General features: G+C 54.9%; 12 protein-coding genes. 5 read left to right on the forward strand and 7 right to left on the reverse strand.

Annotation, left to right across the window (positions count from 1 at the left end):
* Positions 1–207: 207 nt before the first annotated feature.
* Entirely contained in the window at positions 208–2,448 is a 2,241-nt protein-coding gene (locus VN12_RS06275; RefSeq protein WP_146676024.1) for a PQQ-binding-like beta-propeller repeat protein, read from the forward strand.
* A 152-nt stretch (positions 2,449–2,600) separates the two neighbouring features.
* Here VN12_RS06275 and miaB read toward each other — a convergent pair whose 3' ends face one another.
* Positions 2,601–4,052, reverse strand: coding sequence for a tRNA (N6-isopentenyl adenosine(37)-C2)-methylthiotransferase MiaB (gene miaB, locus VN12_RS06280; protein WP_146676025.1), 1,452 nt, complete (start codon positions 4,050–4,052; stop codon positions 2,601–2,603).
* A 160-nt stretch (positions 4,053–4,212) separates the two neighbouring features.
* Entirely contained in the window at positions 4,213–6,435 is a 2,223-nt protein-coding gene (locus VN12_RS06285; RefSeq protein ID WP_168164248.1) for a peroxiredoxin family protein, read from the reverse strand.
* Between the two features lie 90 nt (positions 6,436–6,525).
* On the opposite strand from VN12_RS06285, the gene VN12_RS25715 reads away from it, so the two are divergent.
* The 4 genes from VN12_RS25715 (at position 6,526) to rnhA (ending at position 11,332) form a co-directional block, all read left to right on the forward strand.
* Positions 6,526–6,750: a hypothetical protein gene (locus tag VN12_RS25715; RefSeq protein WP_205855202.1), complete on the forward strand. Its 225-nt coding sequence runs from the start codon at positions 6,526–6,528 to the stop codon at positions 6,748–6,750.
* Between the two features lie 902 nt (positions 6,751–7,652).
* Positions 7,653–7,997 (forward strand): flagellar biosynthesis anti-sigma factor FlgM, encoded by a 345-nt coding sequence (locus VN12_RS06290; protein ID WP_146676027.1) that lies wholly within the window; start codon positions 7,653–7,655, stop codon positions 7,995–7,997.
* A 1,004-nt stretch (positions 7,998–9,001) separates the two neighbouring features.
* Complete coding sequence (locus VN12_RS06295) at positions 9,002–10,639, forward strand: hypothetical protein (RefSeq protein WP_146676028.1); 1,638 nt, start codon at positions 9,002–9,004, stop codon at positions 10,637–10,639.
* 198 nt (positions 10,640–10,837) lie between these two features.
* Positions 10,838–11,332: a ribonuclease HI gene (rnhA, locus tag VN12_RS06300; protein ID WP_146676029.1), complete on the forward strand. Its 495-nt coding sequence runs from the start codon at positions 10,838–10,840 to the stop codon at positions 11,330–11,332.
* A 41-nt stretch (positions 11,333–11,373) separates the two neighbouring features.
* Here rnhA and VN12_RS06305 read toward each other — a convergent pair whose 3' ends face one another.
* The 5 genes from VN12_RS06305 to VN12_RS06325 all read right to left on the reverse strand — a co-directional run bounded on the left by VN12_RS06305 (position 11,374) and on the right by VN12_RS06325 (position 15,910).
* Positions 11,374–12,351, reverse strand: a complete 978-nt coding sequence (locus VN12_RS06305; RefSeq protein ID WP_146676030.1) for a sugar kinase — start codon at positions 12,349–12,351, stop codon at positions 11,374–11,376.
* A 6-nt stretch (positions 12,352–12,357) separates the two neighbouring features.
* Positions 12,358–13,476, reverse strand: coding sequence for a type II secretion system F family protein (locus tag VN12_RS06310; RefSeq protein ID WP_146676031.1), 1,119 nt, complete (start codon positions 13,474–13,476; stop codon positions 12,358–12,360).
* 2 nt (positions 13,477–13,478) lie between these two features.
* Positions 13,479–14,303, reverse strand: coding sequence for an alpha/beta hydrolase (locus VN12_RS06315; RefSeq protein WP_168164251.1), 825 nt, complete (start codon positions 14,301–14,303; stop codon positions 13,479–13,481).
* Between the two features lie 64 nt (positions 14,304–14,367).
* Entirely contained in the window at positions 14,368–14,754 is a 387-nt protein-coding gene (gene acpS / locus VN12_RS06320) for a holo-ACP synthase (RefSeq protein WP_146676033.1), read from the reverse strand.
* A 13-nt stretch (positions 14,755–14,767) separates the two neighbouring features.
* On the reverse strand, positions 14,768–15,910 hold the full coding sequence (locus VN12_RS06325) for a YihY/virulence factor BrkB family protein (RefSeq protein WP_146676034.1): 1,143 nt from the start codon (positions 15,908–15,910) through the stop codon (positions 14,768–14,770).
* Between the last annotated feature and the right edge of the window lie 7 nt (positions 15,911–15,917).

Consider the following 15,917-nt stretch of genomic DNA (forward strand, 5'->3'; position numbering starts at 1 on the left):
GCTTGGGGTGGGTATCTCAATGTGAGAGTTCGTCATTTGACCTGGTGACATTTCGCGGTGAAGCAGGATCTGCCGAGAGAAGGGGCTGCATAGTTCCCTTCACCGTTCAAGTTCCACGCAAAACGGGTCCCCCGTGTCGCTTTGAACTTTGCTATAATTTCCGGACCACATCTCACCATCCCCCTCCACGAACCCTCGTTCGAAATCATGACTTGCAAATCGATCTTTCGAAGGACGTTGCTCTCCACATTGGCCGTTGCCCCTCTCATGGGTGGAGTGTTGATCGCAAATGAACCGGCGGACAAGGCAAAGCCGTCGGATTGGTACCAATGGCGCGGACCTCAGCAAAATGGCCAAACGACCGAAAAGGGGCTGCCAACCACCTTCAAAGCGGACGGCGAGACCGTCCTCTGGCGTAAAGAGGAGTTCGCCTCTCGTTCCTCGCCGGTCGTGATGAACGGACGCTTGTACTTGGTATGTCGGCACAAGCCAGAGACTCCGCAAGAGGCCGAGAAGACCGTTTGCGTGAACGCGGAGACCGGAGAGCTGATTTGGGAAAGCATCCACAATATCTTTTTATCCGATGCGCCCGCGGAGCGAATCGGCTGGTCAAGCGTCTATGCCGATCCCGATTCGGACCGAGTCTATGTTTTGGGCCTCGGTTGTATCTTCCAGTGTTTGGACGGTGCCACGGGCAAAGTGATTTGGGAGAAGTCCCTCTTGGAAGAGTACGGCATGCTCTCCACCTACGGCGGCCGAACGAATTTCCCTGTGGTATATGAAGACACGGTCATCATCAGCGGTGTTTTGACATCATGGGGTGAAAACGCTGTTCCCGCCCATCGCTTGATCGCCATGGACAAGAGGACAGGGGCTCCGATTTGGATGATGAACACCCGTCCTCGTCCTGAGGACACGACTTACAGCACTCCTGTTTTCACGGTTCTCAACGGCCAAGCTGCGATGGTTTTCGGTGCAGCGGACGGAGCCCTCTATGCCGTCCAACCCCGGACTGGCAAAGTGATTTGGAAGTATCAGGTTTCACCTCGGGGATTCAGCGTCTCTCCGTTGGTCGACAACGGCATTGTTTATTGTGGTCATGGCGAACAGAACGAATCGGATCGTACGGTTCTCGGTGCTGTTTTCGCGTTGGACGGCAACACCACTGGCGAAATCACCGAAGACAAACTCCTTTGGAAGATCCCAGCGAAAACGGTTTCGCGCAGTTGCCCGGTCAAGATCGGAGAGCGAGTCTACTTCATTGAGGACGGCGCAGCCCTCATTGGCGTGAATGCCAAATCAGGAGAAATCGAAGCGAAGGCCAAACTCGGTCGAGTCATGTTTGGCTCTCCGATCGTTTCGGAAGGAAAGATGTTCATCGCCGAGAATTCGGGGATCATCCAAGTCCTGACGCCGAACGAAAAGGGAGTCGATATCCAGCGATTCCGATTGAACGACCAGAGCGAGGTCTTCACGTCCTTTGCTGTGTCCAATGGCAAGATGTATCTGCCTACGAGCCGAGCTCTCTATTGTTTTGGAAACAAAGACGCGGCTCCAGCGATCGATCCTATCCCCGAACCCAAAAGGGAAGAGCCTCTCACCGATACAACCGTGGCACACATCCAAGTTTGCCCAGTCGAGATGCTCCTCGTCCCCGGCCAGAAGGCCAAACTGCAAGTTCGCGCCTACAACGCAGCCGGTCAGTATCTCAAGCTGCTCGACGACGCGCAAATCAGTGTGGACGGTGCCGGCACGGTGGCGGACGGGCAAGTCTACGTAGCACCAGACGAAGTTTCCGGTGGAACTACCCTTTCAATCGTTGCAAGTTCTGGGGAATTGAAGAGCACGGCCCGAGCACGGGTTATCGGAGCTCTTCCCTGGAACTACGATTTTGAGGACAAGAAGATTCCCAACCACTGGATCGGAGCAGCCTATCGGCATCAACCTGCCGAGCTCCCCAGCGGCGGAAATGGCTTGGTCAAGATCAGCACCATCCCTAAGGGAACACGTAGCCAGGGCTTCATCGGCCTTCCGAAGATGAGCGACTACACCATCGAGGGAGAGTTCTATGCGTTGGATACCAAGAACAAGGTACCGACGACCAAGTTGCCTGATTTTGGGCTGAATGCTCAGCGATATACCCTTGCTTTAGAGGGCTCGCAGCAGCTGAAGATTCGGACTTGGCTCTCCCATGACACTCGGTTCTCTGTCGGAGTTCCTTTTGAGTGGAGCGCCAATACTTGGTACACCATGAAGTTCCGCGCGGAAAATAAGGACGGCAAAGCCATCCTACGCGGAAAAGTCTGGAAGAAGGGGGATGCCGAACCCGAGGCTTGGACCATCGAAGGAACCGATGACATGCCCAACTCGCAGGGGAGCCCTGGAATCTTCGGGAACTCGACCGATGCGGAATTCTACATCGATAACATCAAAGTCTCAGCCAACTAGCCAGAATGGGACGTTCATGAACCATGGGACCTGTTCGACCAATAGGTCCCATGGATTTATAGATCCATCGGCCGCTCGCCAGCGACGGGGCACTAGAAACCCTTGACCAACTGACCTAACCAGCGGTACCTACCTCTCGCAGTTGGAATACCCTATCGCAGTTGGAATACTTCCGGTTCGGCGACGTAGTCGTGTGTTTCGACTTCTCCCATCATAGTGAAGGCATAGACGTCTGTCACACGAACAGGGAGTAGCGATCCGGTCTGTCGCATGTTTCCATCCCACACGATGATTCGATCGCAATGGGTTCGCCCGGTCATCTGTCGAAACTCCCCGGTCTGCCCTTTGCGAACAGACCATTTGCTCGGTCCTTCGACGAGGACTTCGACGGTTTGCCCAAGGAACCGCATGTTGTCCTCGAGCGAGATTTTGTTTTGCACTTCTAGCAACTCCAAATTGCGGCGGTGCTTCACATCCTCGGGCACATCGTCTTCGTACAGTTCTGCCCCCTTGGTACCGGGCCGAACACTGTACTGGAAAATGAAACTGTTCTTGAACCGACATCGCTTAACCAAATCGACGGTCATTTGGAACTCTTCCTCGGTCTCGCCACAGAAGCCGACGATGAAGTCGCTGGAGACAGACGGATTGGGGATGATCTCGTTGATGCGATCCATCATCTCGTAGTAGTCCGCAATGGTGTACCCCCGTTTCATTCGCTTCAAGACTGCGTCGCTCCCGCTTTGAGCCGGAACGTGGAGATACGGGGAACATTTCGGTAGATCCCGAACGGTTTCCAATAGCTCTCGCGTCATATCCTTTGGGTAGTTCGTCACGAACTTGATCCGCTCGATCCCAGGGATTGGATGGATGCGTTCAAGGAGATCCGCAATCCGAGTCACCTTTTCCCCCTCCACATAACGGTAGGAGTTCACCGTTTGCCCGAGGAGCGTGATTTCCTTCGCCCCCTGTTCCGCGAGGATCCGGGCTTCTTCGACAATCTGATCCGGTGCACGGCCTTGCTCAGGTCCGCGGGTCATTGGAACAATGCAATAGGTGCAAAACTTGTCGCAGCCGATTTGAATTCGCAAGTAAGCTTGGAAAGGAGTGGGGCGCATCTCGGGATCGCGGAGTGGGTCAAACGTCTCGTGAGACCGTTTGATGTCTTCGGTGTTTCCTTCCCGTCGTCCCAGGCTCACGGCCAGCTGCTGCTTTTCGCCCAACTCCGCCTTTTCGATCATCTCCGGGATCTTGTGCAGCTGCCCAGGGCCGACGACCAAATCGACAAAGGGGACCCGCTGGAAAATGCTGTTTTGATCCTTCTGGGCCATGCACCCCATGACGCCGATGATCTTGTTCGGGTTCTGCAGCTTCAAGTGCTTCAGGTGGTGCAGATTGTTGTAGGCCTTTTCTTCCGCGTGTTCTCGGACCGAGCAAGTATTGAACAAGATGGCGTCGGCGACGGCCGGATCCTGGGTCAACGCGTATCCCTTTTTTCTCAGTGCTGCCACAACCATCTCGCTGTCCAAGACGTTCATCTGGCAGCCGACCGTCTCGATGTACAGATGCTTCGTAGGGGTCGGTGGGTTTTCGGGGGATTGCATAAAGACTGAACCAGAAGATGAAGGGACCAAATTAGCCGTGCGAATGATAGCCGAACCTAACCAATTTGAGTAGGGTTGACGCACAGCCTGCCGTCCCACCTCCCCTCGCCCCTGGTCTCTGGTCCCTCGCTTCTGGTCCCTCGCTTCTGGTCCCTCGCTACTACTTCCCCAGCGAGAGGAGGCGTTTGGATTCTTGGAGGAGGAATTCGACGTTCATGAAGGGATCGGCGCCGATATCATGCCACTGCACTCGCCCATGAGCATCGATCAGGTAGGTACCGTGCAGGGGAGTTCCTTCGAAATCATCGAAAGCTCGGTAGGAGCGGAAGACTTCCCGATCAGGATCGGCGTGTAGTCTGATTTTCATTTCTTTGTCGTATTGCCGAATGCCAGCATTGAGTTCGGTGACCGTTTCGGTGCTTATCCCGATGACGTCGATTCCCATTTTCTCGAACGCTTCGACCTGCGGAGAAAATGCAGCGAGTTGTTCCGCGCAGTGGAGGCAGCCGAATCCCAGGTAGAGAATCATGATATAGGGACGTCCCGCGACTTGCTTCGACGAGATAGCAGCCCCGTCATGCGAGGTCGCGTACCAAGTGGGTGCACTGGGAGGAGTCCATCGGAGTGGTCCAAGCGAGGCGAGCTCGGGGCGTTCCCCAATGTCTGTCGGGATGGGAGCGGGTTTTGCCCACGCCTCCGCCATTCCCATCGTCTCTGCAATGCTTTGGACCCGAGCCCATTGGGGGAGGTTGGTATCTGCTGACTGAGCGATGGGAATAAACTGTTCGAGCAGTTTTTTCACCTCGTCCTTCTTCTCGGGGATCGTTGCCCCAATCTCGATCGCCAGCGCCGTCGAAAGGAATTCGTTTGGGTTCTCTTTCACTTGTTTGGAGATCCGATCCCAAGCGTTCTTGGTTTCACAAGCCTTGGCAAGCCACTCGACGCGTTGCAGGTTGGTGACGATCGATCGAACTTCGTGAGAGATTCGAAGTGCCTGCTTGTAGTTTCCAAGCTGGGCATTCCGGTGCGCCTGCACGGCCTTCAGCCAGAAGTCGGCTCGTTGTTTGCGATATCGCAGATCGTGTCGACGGCGTGACACATCTTCCTCTTCTTTGGACAACTTGCTTCCGCTCGGCGCTTGCCAGGTTTTCGACATGGGCTTTGCAACGAGGGGATCATTGTCATCCCCGAACGGATCGCGCGAGGGTGGCGCTGGCTCATCCAGCTGAGGTGGTTTTCTCGGGTTCTTCGACTTTCCCTTCTCTTCATCAATGGTTGTCGACACCGGCTCGGGGAGCGTGCGGAGTTGTTGGGTCAGGTCGTTTTGGATCGATTGGAGTGCGTCCACCGAAGTTTGGTAAGACTCTTGCCTATCCAAATGGCACGCGGCGATTGCTAGCAAACCGAGTCTCTCGCTCTCCAAGTGGGGAGCATCGGTTTCCTGCAAGTAGCGAGACTGGCATAGTTCGTGAAGGGTTTGCCACTGTTGGTATTGGGTCAAGGTTTGGATTAAGCGTTCACGACCGAATCGAGCGCTCCCTTTTTCGCCGAGCATGTTGTAGCGGGGGTGGCGGGGGAGCTCGATCATGTTCTTGGCCAGGGAGACAGCGGGCTCGACCCGTCCGATCAGATTGAGGCTTCGAATGAGCCATTCGTTGTTGTGAGCATAGTTATGGATTTGGTCCGGTAGGACCATATCGCGCATCATGTGGTGATGATCGACGCGAGCCGAGGCTTCCTGCTGCCAAGCCGCATCGCTGAAACGCTTCAACCGCGAGTAGGTATGGCCTGGCATGTGCCACATATGGGCGATACCCGGAGCGCTGGGACCGCAGGCCGCGGCAGCCGTGAGTGCTAGCTCTTCTTTTCGATAGTCCCACAGGTGGATGCGAAAGTGGTGCGCGGGATGGCGTGGGTTGGTTCGGAAGATATCGCTGAGCATCGCGTCGATGGCAGCGTGGCTCTGGATGGGGATTCCTGCGCCGTTGTTCTGCCAGAGTTGGAGGACGAGCATCGCTTTGAGTTCGATGTCGTTGGGAAAGTCCTCGACCAAGCCTTCCAGGGCGTCGGCGTAGGCTTTGAGTCGATCCGTTTTCTCTTGTTTGCGTTTCTCGTTTTTTTCCGAGTCGGAGGATTTCACGCGAGCGTTCCAAGCTTCGATCAGTCGGCGTTCACGCGACGAAGCCTTGTCCAGCCGTTTCATGGCCAGTTCGATGAAGCCGCGGGAGCGTTCCTCGTTTTCGATATTGGCGCGGGCCATACCCCAGTAGGGCATCGGGTGATCGGGATCTATCGCGGACGCTTGGCGAAAGGACCGTTCGGCTTCGAAGTACCAGAACCCGTGCAATTGCGAGACGCCTTGGTCGACGAAACGTTGCGCCATCGGATTTTTGGTGGAGATAGGAAAGCGGCAGTTCCCCATGCCAGTCATCAGATAGGCAGCCTGCCTGGGCCCTTCATTGAAGGAGTGTGCGTGGACGGAGTGGCCGGGTTGCTGGGCGGCCGGGTCGCTAGCCGCGGGTTCTTGGGCTCCCCCTTGCCCATGGCAACATGCGAGAATCCCAATCAACAAAAAGCGGGGGTGGAAGAGCAGACGGAGGGAGCGGGGAAGGAAAAGGTGCATCGGTTGGTTCGCGGAGCGAGGATTCTGGAGGGAATATTGCGATCCAGCGCGGAATTAGCCCGAGAGCATCCTTGACGGGGGGAGGGCGAGAGGAGGAGAGCTAGCATAGCTCAAGCGGAGGCATAAAAAAAGCTCCCGGAAGTGAACGAGTCCTAGGGGGGCAGAGGACTTGAAGCTACTTTTCCGGGAGCAATGGTTTGGAGCGAGTCGTTACACATCCGTGGTAATGACTCGCAAGGACCGATCGAGCAGATCGACCTCTTTTCGCATCATGCGTTGGAGGTTCGACTGGCCCTTTGGGGCACGTATCGACTAGTCAGTTGTTCTTTCGCATCGCGTTGGCTGCGATGGTCGTAAGATACGAGCACGTTGTCTCCGAGGTCAATTCCGATTTCTCAAATTCTCCCGAAACTTGAGAAGAGTTTTCGCGATTGGAGAAAGAGAGTCAGGATTGAAGCGATTTGTAAGGGATGGCAGTCCAATGTCCACGTGGGTCAGCGATGGCCCTCATAGAATGGGAGTATGCTAGGGATAGAACAGGACGCGGATGGGATTATGGGCAATCTAGGAAAGCCTGAAGGGATCTCGCCCCAGTCAACCTTGCTCTCGGGTGCATCGAATCGCTATAAGAAGGAGGTACTTAGGTGAGCATGCAAGGAATCATTTCCAATTGGCACGAGTCTTGCCTAGAATGGACGTTGTCGGGATGTCAGGTGTGACAAAACAGTCACAATTGGCATCGCAGGATTTGTTTCGACAGTCGTAATACAAGGAAGGGAGATAGAAACGCTCACAGCGAGGTGGGTGGAGGACGATAAGACTCAGGCTTTTACTCGAGAGCAATGTCTTCGCAAAGTCGCCTTGACCGTTATGGATGGTCTTCTGCGGCACGGACTGCGAGATGATAGGGATCGAGTGCGAGGTATTCCTCGCTGTCTGGCAAGGTTGCAGTCCGTCCTCTAACAAACCAAGCGAACATGATCGATCGTGATCACCCTGCGTTTCTATTTGCCTCGGGGGAGAAGACAACTATGCAGATTTCAGGCAATTTTTCGTTATCTGGCATCGACGCGGCTCGTGGCGCATCGCGAGCGAATGCAATCCAAGCGGCACACAGCGAAGCGAAGGCCGGTTTATCGATGCCTGTCGATCAGCTTGAGCTCTCACCTGAAGCGCTCGGGGTCGAAGGATCCAGTGCTGCGGGCGAGGTCTTTCGCGCCGACAAGGTAGCGAGTCTTCGCGAAGCCATTGCGGCTGGCAATTACGACACCGACGAAAAGCTAAGCGCTGCGTTGGATGTATTGTTGGACCGACTGAGCTAGGCCCGGTTTTCCGGCTTCGACATTGTCGATCCTGAAAGGCTCGAAGCTTGTAGCCGGGGGTTGAGCGCAAGCGATACCCCCGGTCCCCCCCACCCCTTCTTCTATCCCGAAGGGATTAAAGCAATGCCACGGCTCGATCGAGATCGGCTTTGCTGCTTGCAATAGAACGCATCTCGGCGAACAACGCGAATATGTTCAGGCGTGCGGCTTGCATCCCGTCGGGATGCTCAATTCTTGGGAAATCCACCGGGGGTGTCGCATACGCTCAACCCCCGGCTAATGGCTCGAGTCCTTTCAGGACAAAATTAGGGAAACGTTCGACAGTCGATCTGTTGTCCTCAACAGATCTGCGCTGCCTAATTCATCGCGCCAGTTCAGAATCTCTCCCTCCGCGGAACTCTCCCAGACGGCGTAAGGGGGAGGTGGTCTGGTCGATAGCAGCGGTGGTACTCGGTGCAAGAACGGTCGAGGACGAGCCGTTCGACATTGGGCCCCTGCTACTCGCCGCTCGCTTCTCGCCGCTCGTTTTTCGCTTTAGCCGAGTTTGAAAGCTCGTTGCAATCGTTAAAGACAGACTGCTCCCTATCTCTATTTTGTCTCGTCGGTCTAAATTACCGAGCCTGAGCATTTTTTCTATTCCATCCTTCTTGGCCAGTCGATTTATGTCGCCTGTTGGGGAGTTGTTTCCTGACGCACAGAGTCATTGAACTTGGTGAGGCTGATTGCTCCGGTCTCGTCAAGTACGCCCTCGTTTCCGAGGGGACGAGTCGCCCCGAGTGAGAAGGTCAACACGAAGAGCCGCAACTAATCGTGTTGTCGCCTAGTCACGAGGGCGTCCATGGACGGGATCAGCCCGAGCACCTTGTTGGCGGTCTGACGAGTTCAATGGATTCAAGTGCAGCGGAAACAAGCATCCCTTACGCGACGTTGGAGAAGCGACCCCTGGTTCGCACCGACTGATACATGTGTCCTGCGTGGAATTGCAACATTCAAGGAGAATGGGAATGAAGAAGTTTTGGGCATTGCCAGCAGTTGCAGCGATGATGTCTGCTTTTGCTGGAGCTTCGCACGCTGCCTTTGGCGGTGCTGTAAGCTACGAAAATTGCGGTTGTAATGTGGTGGACTCGACGGGTCCATCGACCTACACCGTCATGAAGAAAGTCCGTAAAGTCGTATACGAACCGGAAACGGTTAACGGTACGAAGATGGTCAATCAAGTCGTTTACGAAGATAAAGTCGTAAACCGAGTACGATACGAGCGAGAAACACACCAACGAGAAGTTTCCTACACGGTCAATGTGCCCGTGCGAGAAACCCACCAAGGTGTTCGGAACTACACGGTTCGCCGACCTGTCTATGAAACCCGTACCAAGCAAGTAACGTACAACGTTTCTCGCCCTGTGTACGAAACACACAGCAAGGTCGTGAACTACACAGTTATGGTTCCTGTTCGTGAAACACACGAGAAGGTGATCAACTACACCGTCAAACGACCTGTGTACGAAACACACAGCAAGGTCGTGAACTACACGGTGATGGTGCCTGTTCGTGAAACACACGAAAAGGTGATCAACTACACGGTCATGAACAAGGTGATGGAAGCTCGCGAGCAAGTCATCAACTACACGGTCATGGTTCCTGTAACCGAGACACGTGAGCGAACCGTCAACTACACCGTTACCAAACCTGTGAACTACACCAAAACGGTACAAGTTCGCGGTGGAAGCTGGAACACAGTTGAGGAAGAAGTAGCCGGTCCTGTTGTGCGACGAACCGTTCGCGAACCAGGTACTTGGACATTCGATCCTGCAACCTGCCGAAACGTTTACTGCCCAGGCGCTTGCCGAGTAGAATGCGTTCAGTGCCCACCGAAGAAGGTTTGCAAGAAGGTTTGGGTTCCCACCTGCGAAACCAAGGAAATCAACTGCGTTCGCTACGAAACCGAATGCGCAACCAAGGTTGTTCCTTACACGGTTACCAAGTGCGTTCCTGAATGCCGCCAAAAGACGGTCAAGTACAACGTTTGCAAGTTGGTTCCTGAGTGCCGTCAAAAGACTTGCACCTACACCACCTGCAAGATGGTTCCTGAGTGCCGTCAAAAGACTTGCACCTACACCACCTGCAAGATGGTATGCGAGCAAAAGTCGAAGGTTTGCACCTACACCACCTGCAAGATGGTTCCTGAGTGCCGACAAAAGACCGTTTGCTACAAGACCTGCAAGATGGTTTGCGAGCAACGAACCAAGGACGTTTGCTACACGGTTTGCAACATGGTTTGCGAGCAAAAGAGCTGCCCATACACCTACACGACCTGCAAGATCGTGAAGGAATGCCGAACCAAGACTGTTCCTTACACCGTCTGCAAGCCAGTTTGCTACCAAGAAACCATCAAGGTTGCTAAGTGCGTCAAGACCTGTGTTCCATGCACCTACACCCGATGCGTTGCCAAGGTTGTTTGCGAAGAAGTTCCTGTAACGGTTTGTGCACCAGCTTGCGACCCATGCGGAAACGCAGGAATCGGTAGCGGCTTGTTCAACGGCCGTCTCCGAAACCTTCTCCGCGGCTTGCGATGCAACGGCGGATGCAACAGCTGTGCAGCAGCTGAGTGCGGATGCAGTGCAGCTCCCGCTTGCGGTTGCTAATCGCTAACGATCATCCACTCGCTACGAGACTCGCTGGATCTGTTTACCAGCGAGCGAGAAAACGAGAAAGAATCCAATAAGAAAGGCCGGTCACCTTGTGTGACCGGCCTTTTTTCATTCTTCCCCCGAACGGTACAATCCGAACCGACACCATGCTCCTCCCCTGCACGCTCACCCGACGCAACCAACCCACGTTTCATGACCACTGACGATGAATCCAAAAACGCCCAGCCCGAATCGTTAAGACGGGTGCAGCTCTATACCGACGGCGCCTGCAGCGGAAACCCGGGTCCCGGCGGTTGGGCCTTTGTTCTGCGAGACGTCCAATCTAAAAAGGAACGGGAAGGGTCGGGTGCAGAACGAGAAACCACGAACAATCGCATGGAGCTTCGGGCCGTAATCGAAGGCCTGAAAGTGCTCAGCCGTCCTTGCCATGTCGGCCTCTATGCCGATAGCCAATACGTGCTCAAAGGACTCAAGGAATGGATGGCTAACTGGAAAAAGAACGGATGGCGCCGCAAAGATGGTTCCAAATGGGTCGAGGTCAAGAATGCCGATCTATGGCAGGAACTGGACCGTCTGAAAAACATCCACAAAATCAGCTTCCACCACATCAAAGGACATAGCGGGCACCCGGAAAACGAACGCTGCGACCAGCTCGCCGTCGCCGCATACCAAAACGGCAGTTGGTAGGGGCTGCGTTCCCCCTACTGTCCCTCCAATCCATCGCGGACCTAGCGGACGATATCCCTAGCCCCTTCGTTCGATTCGAGCGCCCGCTCGATCTCCGTCCGATCGATCCACGGGATGTCACCCGGAATGCTGTACTTGAAGGTCGCGACAGTCGTCGCCCATCGCAGCGCTGTCGCTACATCTTCACGATCGAGCCAACTGTGAAGAAAACCGGCTGAAAACGCGTCCCCACCTCCCAATCGACCGATCGGTTGCACTGGCTGAATCGATTGGAGGACAAGGTCCGATTGCCCAGAACACGCCGCTGCACCAAAGTTGCCCAGGGTGACTACCGAGGTGCGACCGGATCGCAACGCCAGCAAATCTTGAAAACTGCTTGGCTCGCTTTCGCTGACCTGAATGCCCCAAAGCTTCTTCAAGTCGCGAGCTGCCGTAAAAACAAGATCGGCAGATCGAAAAAGAGAGTCCAACTGACGCTTTGCCCGATCGGGTGGCCAAAGCAAGGCGCGATAATTCACATCGAAACTGATCTTCCACCCCGCTTCGCGGGCCAACTCCACGGCGCGCTCGGTCAAGCTGCACGCGTGCTCGCTCACCCCTAGCGAAATGCCGGTCACATGCAGCCACTTCGCCACACCAGGCTGAAACAGTTCGATGGGCAATCGGCAGGCGTCAAAATGCGAGAAGGCGGAGTTCGCTCGGTCATAGATCACTTGACTGCTGCGAGGTGGAGAACCTGGCTCGAGAAAATACAGACCTACACGGTCCTCCTCGGTCCACACCACGCGCGAGGTATCAACGCCATGAAGGCGTATCTGCGACTCGATGTGTTGACCGAGTGGATTGTTGGTCAATCGAGAGAGCCATGCCACCTTTCGCCCTAAACGTGCCAGACCAATCGCCGTGTTCGATTCGCTCCCACCGACGTGGACCTCCATCATCGTGGCTTGTCCAAGTCGACAGAAACCTGGAGGGGTGAAACGAATCATGGTTTCGCCAAGGGTGACCACGTCGTACATCGTGAACTAAATCTTTCCGGCGTTGGTGTAAACTTCCATGATCTGAAAGAAGATCGTGAAGATCGCAATGATCAAAATAGCAGCGATCGCAAACCAGACCGCGAGCCCTGAGAAGATGGCCAGTTGTTGAAGCGATGCGCTCGCCTTCTCTCGATAGGTTGCAGAGAGGCGTTCCAGGGATTCGCTGTCGCTGCCGCTGACCTCCCCGACCTCGACGACTTGAATGAACTCATCGGGAAGAAGTCCTGGCGCGGCGAGGGATTCGGCGAACGACTTGCCTAGTTCAATTTCTTTCTCAGACCGAGAAATTCCTTGCGTGTAATATTGATTGCCCGTCGCTAAGAGCGATTCTCGTAGTGTCCGTTTGGCGTCCACCCCTGCGCCGAGCATCATGGACAAAGTCATCGACAAGCGGGCCAGTGCCGTATTGGTGACGACGGGTCCAATCACCGGTATGTTTCTCACCATGGGAACCAAGGTGCGATGGCATTGAAACCAATTCTTCCAAATGCCGAACGATGCGAGCAGGATCGTGCCGATGACGGCACCGGAAAACAGCCAGAACCATATCACACCGGTGGCACCTCTCAACCCAATCCCGGTCAGATCAAACGGCTTGTCGTTCATAGACCCGGCTTGCATGAATCCGTTCACATAAATCATCAGGGTGATCACGAAAAACGCGATCGCGAGCGAGATGACTGGAAACGTCACTTGGCTCAGAAACTGCGAACGGGCTTTTTTGAGCTCGCCGTAGTGATTCGCCATTTCCAAAAAGACATGTTCAACGCGGCCCGAGTGTTCTCCCGCGCGAACGATCCGAATGAGCAGTTTTGGAAAATACTCCCCTTGTTGCAACATCGCTCCCGACAAGGACTCGCCCCGCAGGATCCCGTCCCGCATATGCTGCGCGACGTCTCGGTGGCGCGCCGAGCCAAACCGTGATTCCATCTCCAGCAACTTGAGGATATCGATACCGGACCGCAGCCCCGTTGCGAAGCGGCGGCAGAATGCCTCCAGCGATTTGAGAGACATCCCACCCACGATCCCTTCGATCCACCTCCCATTGGTAGATCCGGGCAAACTCCCACGGGATTGAGAGGGGACCGAGACTCCTTTTTCCATGCTCACTCGCTTTCCGCTCGCGCTCGTATCGCTCCGATCCAATTGGATCCTTGAACCCAAAAGGATTCTGGCCAGTCCTGTTGGTGGCCCAATTGGGCGAGCTGGATGAAATTCTTGTCCGTCGACGGTGCCTTGCTATGTAGCCGCATACCGGAATGAAACGGGATGACTTCGTCGTTCTCCCCATGCAACTGCAAGAGTGGTCCTCGGTACTCCTCAATGTGAAGGCTCGTTGGAAACCGATTCCGCATCAACCATCGGACGGGGAACACGGAATATTTCTCGGCAGCCACGTCGACAGCCGATGAAAACGTGCGATCCAAAATAAGCCCATCCGCGTCGATCTCCGAAGCTGCGATAACTGCCGCATACCCACCCAACGATCTCCCCAAGCAAATCACCGGCACTTCGTTCCATGGCTTTTGTTGCTTTAACCAGCGAGCGACCGCGACCGTGTCTTCGCGAATCGCTTTTTCACTCGGAGTGCCACCCGTCTTCCCATACCCGCGATAGTCGAATGCGATCACGTTCGCATCCCACTTTTGGCGCAAATCATTCAAAGTATCCCCCAGGGTACCGAGATGCTGCGCATTGCCATGTGCAAACAGAATAGTCCCTCGAGGAGCCGGATGGGCCAACATCCAGACATGCACCCGTGCTCCATCCTGGCTAGGAACATAACACTCCGTTGCACCAAAGCGTGCGCTGTCCCATTCCCCCATATCGCTTTGCGGTGCGGGGAAAAGCAAAGTTGGCTCGAAAAGGATGAGCAAGAGCAAAAGCAATGCGTAGGAAGTAGCCAGCACCTTCAAAACGGACTTGAGCATCTGGATCGGGCTCCGTTTGGATTTTTTTGGAGGGTTCAAGTCAGGCATGCTCAATGAGGCTCGATCAGGTGATTCCACTAGCAAATGCCGTTGCGTAGCCGCGGCAGTGAGAGATCGAAAGCATCACTTCGCGAATACCCCGCTCGCGCGCAATCTCCGCTGCTTTGCCGTGCATCGTCAACGTGGGGGCACCGGAGACTTCGTTGATGACCTCAATATCCGTCCATTGAATCCCTTTTGCCCAGCCGGTGCCAAGCACCTTCAGCACAGCTTCCTTTGCGGCCCAGCGCCCTGCGTAATGCTGGGTGGCCGCTTTTCGGCTGGAACAGTATTGAATTTCGCGCGGTGTGAAGACGCGTTGCAAGAAAATCTCGCCGTGCTTTTCGATCATCTGCGCGATGCGCACGCATTCGATGATATCGGTGCCGATGGAAACCAATTGACCGGACATAGACGGAGCATTGCTACGAGTGGAAACTGCGACGAGGTTGTTGGCGAACGTCGGAAGATGTTTTCGAGGGGAGAGACCTCCCCACTTCCGTATGATAGTCGATCGCAGCCTCGGCATTAACCGCCAATTCGCTCTGTCCCTTTCCTGACGCCCCGCTCCCTTCGCGCGGAGTCGATGCTGCGGCGTCCTCTGCGGTTCCCGTCGACTCGGATCGTGCTCGACGCCGCATCTCGAGGACTTGGACATACTCCGCACCGAAGAAAAGAATGGAAATTCCGTAATAGCACCACAATAAAATGGCAATAAACGACCCGATCACCCCATAGGCGGAGGTGTAACGCATACCGATGAGGAACATGCCGAGCAGAGTCCGCCCCAACTCCCAAATGCAAGCCGCGAGCAAGCCACCTCGCAATGCATCGAGCCAATGGACTTTTTTCTTGGGTAGCCAACGGTAGACAAATCCAAACAGAACACCATTAAGTCCAACCGTGACGGCCGTGTCGAAGAAACGAAAGACGTGTTGCAAACTAGGAAGCGTGCTCCCGGTCAAGGATCGGAATTGGGCCATGACCATGCTCGATGCGAACAGAACCAAGATCGTTCCGCCCAGCGAAACCAGCATGAGAAATGCGAAACAACGATGGCGAACAAGTCGGTAAATCGTTCTTCGGACCGTCGCAGATTTTTGAGGAGGAATCCGAAAGATCCGATCGAAGCCGCGATCGATCTGGGCGAAAACTCCAATGGCGGCAAGGATGGCAGCCGCGATCCCAAACGGTCCGCTCACGATGGACTGATTGCGTAGCTGCCGTAAGACCTCCTCGATCTGTTGCTTCACCACCGGGGAGGATTGCTGCTCTACCGCCAACATCACCTTGGATTCGGCGTCTCGACCGGTGTTCGAGAACTCCAAAAAAAGACCGATGCCGCTAATCAAAAGCAGCATCATGGGAAAAAGGGAAAGGGCCAAATAGTAGGCGACCGACGCCGCGAGCGAGCCAGCATCGTCCTCCGACCAACGGATGGCGGCATCCCGAAGATTGGGAAAAAACGATTTGAGCCACCCGGTAGAACGGGCCGTGATGGCAGAAGTGACTTCGGTGAAACCAAAGTTTTCTTCGCTTCTTGGGGAATCCGATGGTTTGCGATCCATGCTCTTG

The organism is Pirellula sp. SH-Sr6A (assembly GCF_001610875.1).
In the GTDB taxonomy this organism is placed as follows: domain Bacteria; phylum Planctomycetota; class Planctomycetia; order Pirellulales; family Pirellulaceae; genus JBKCUI01.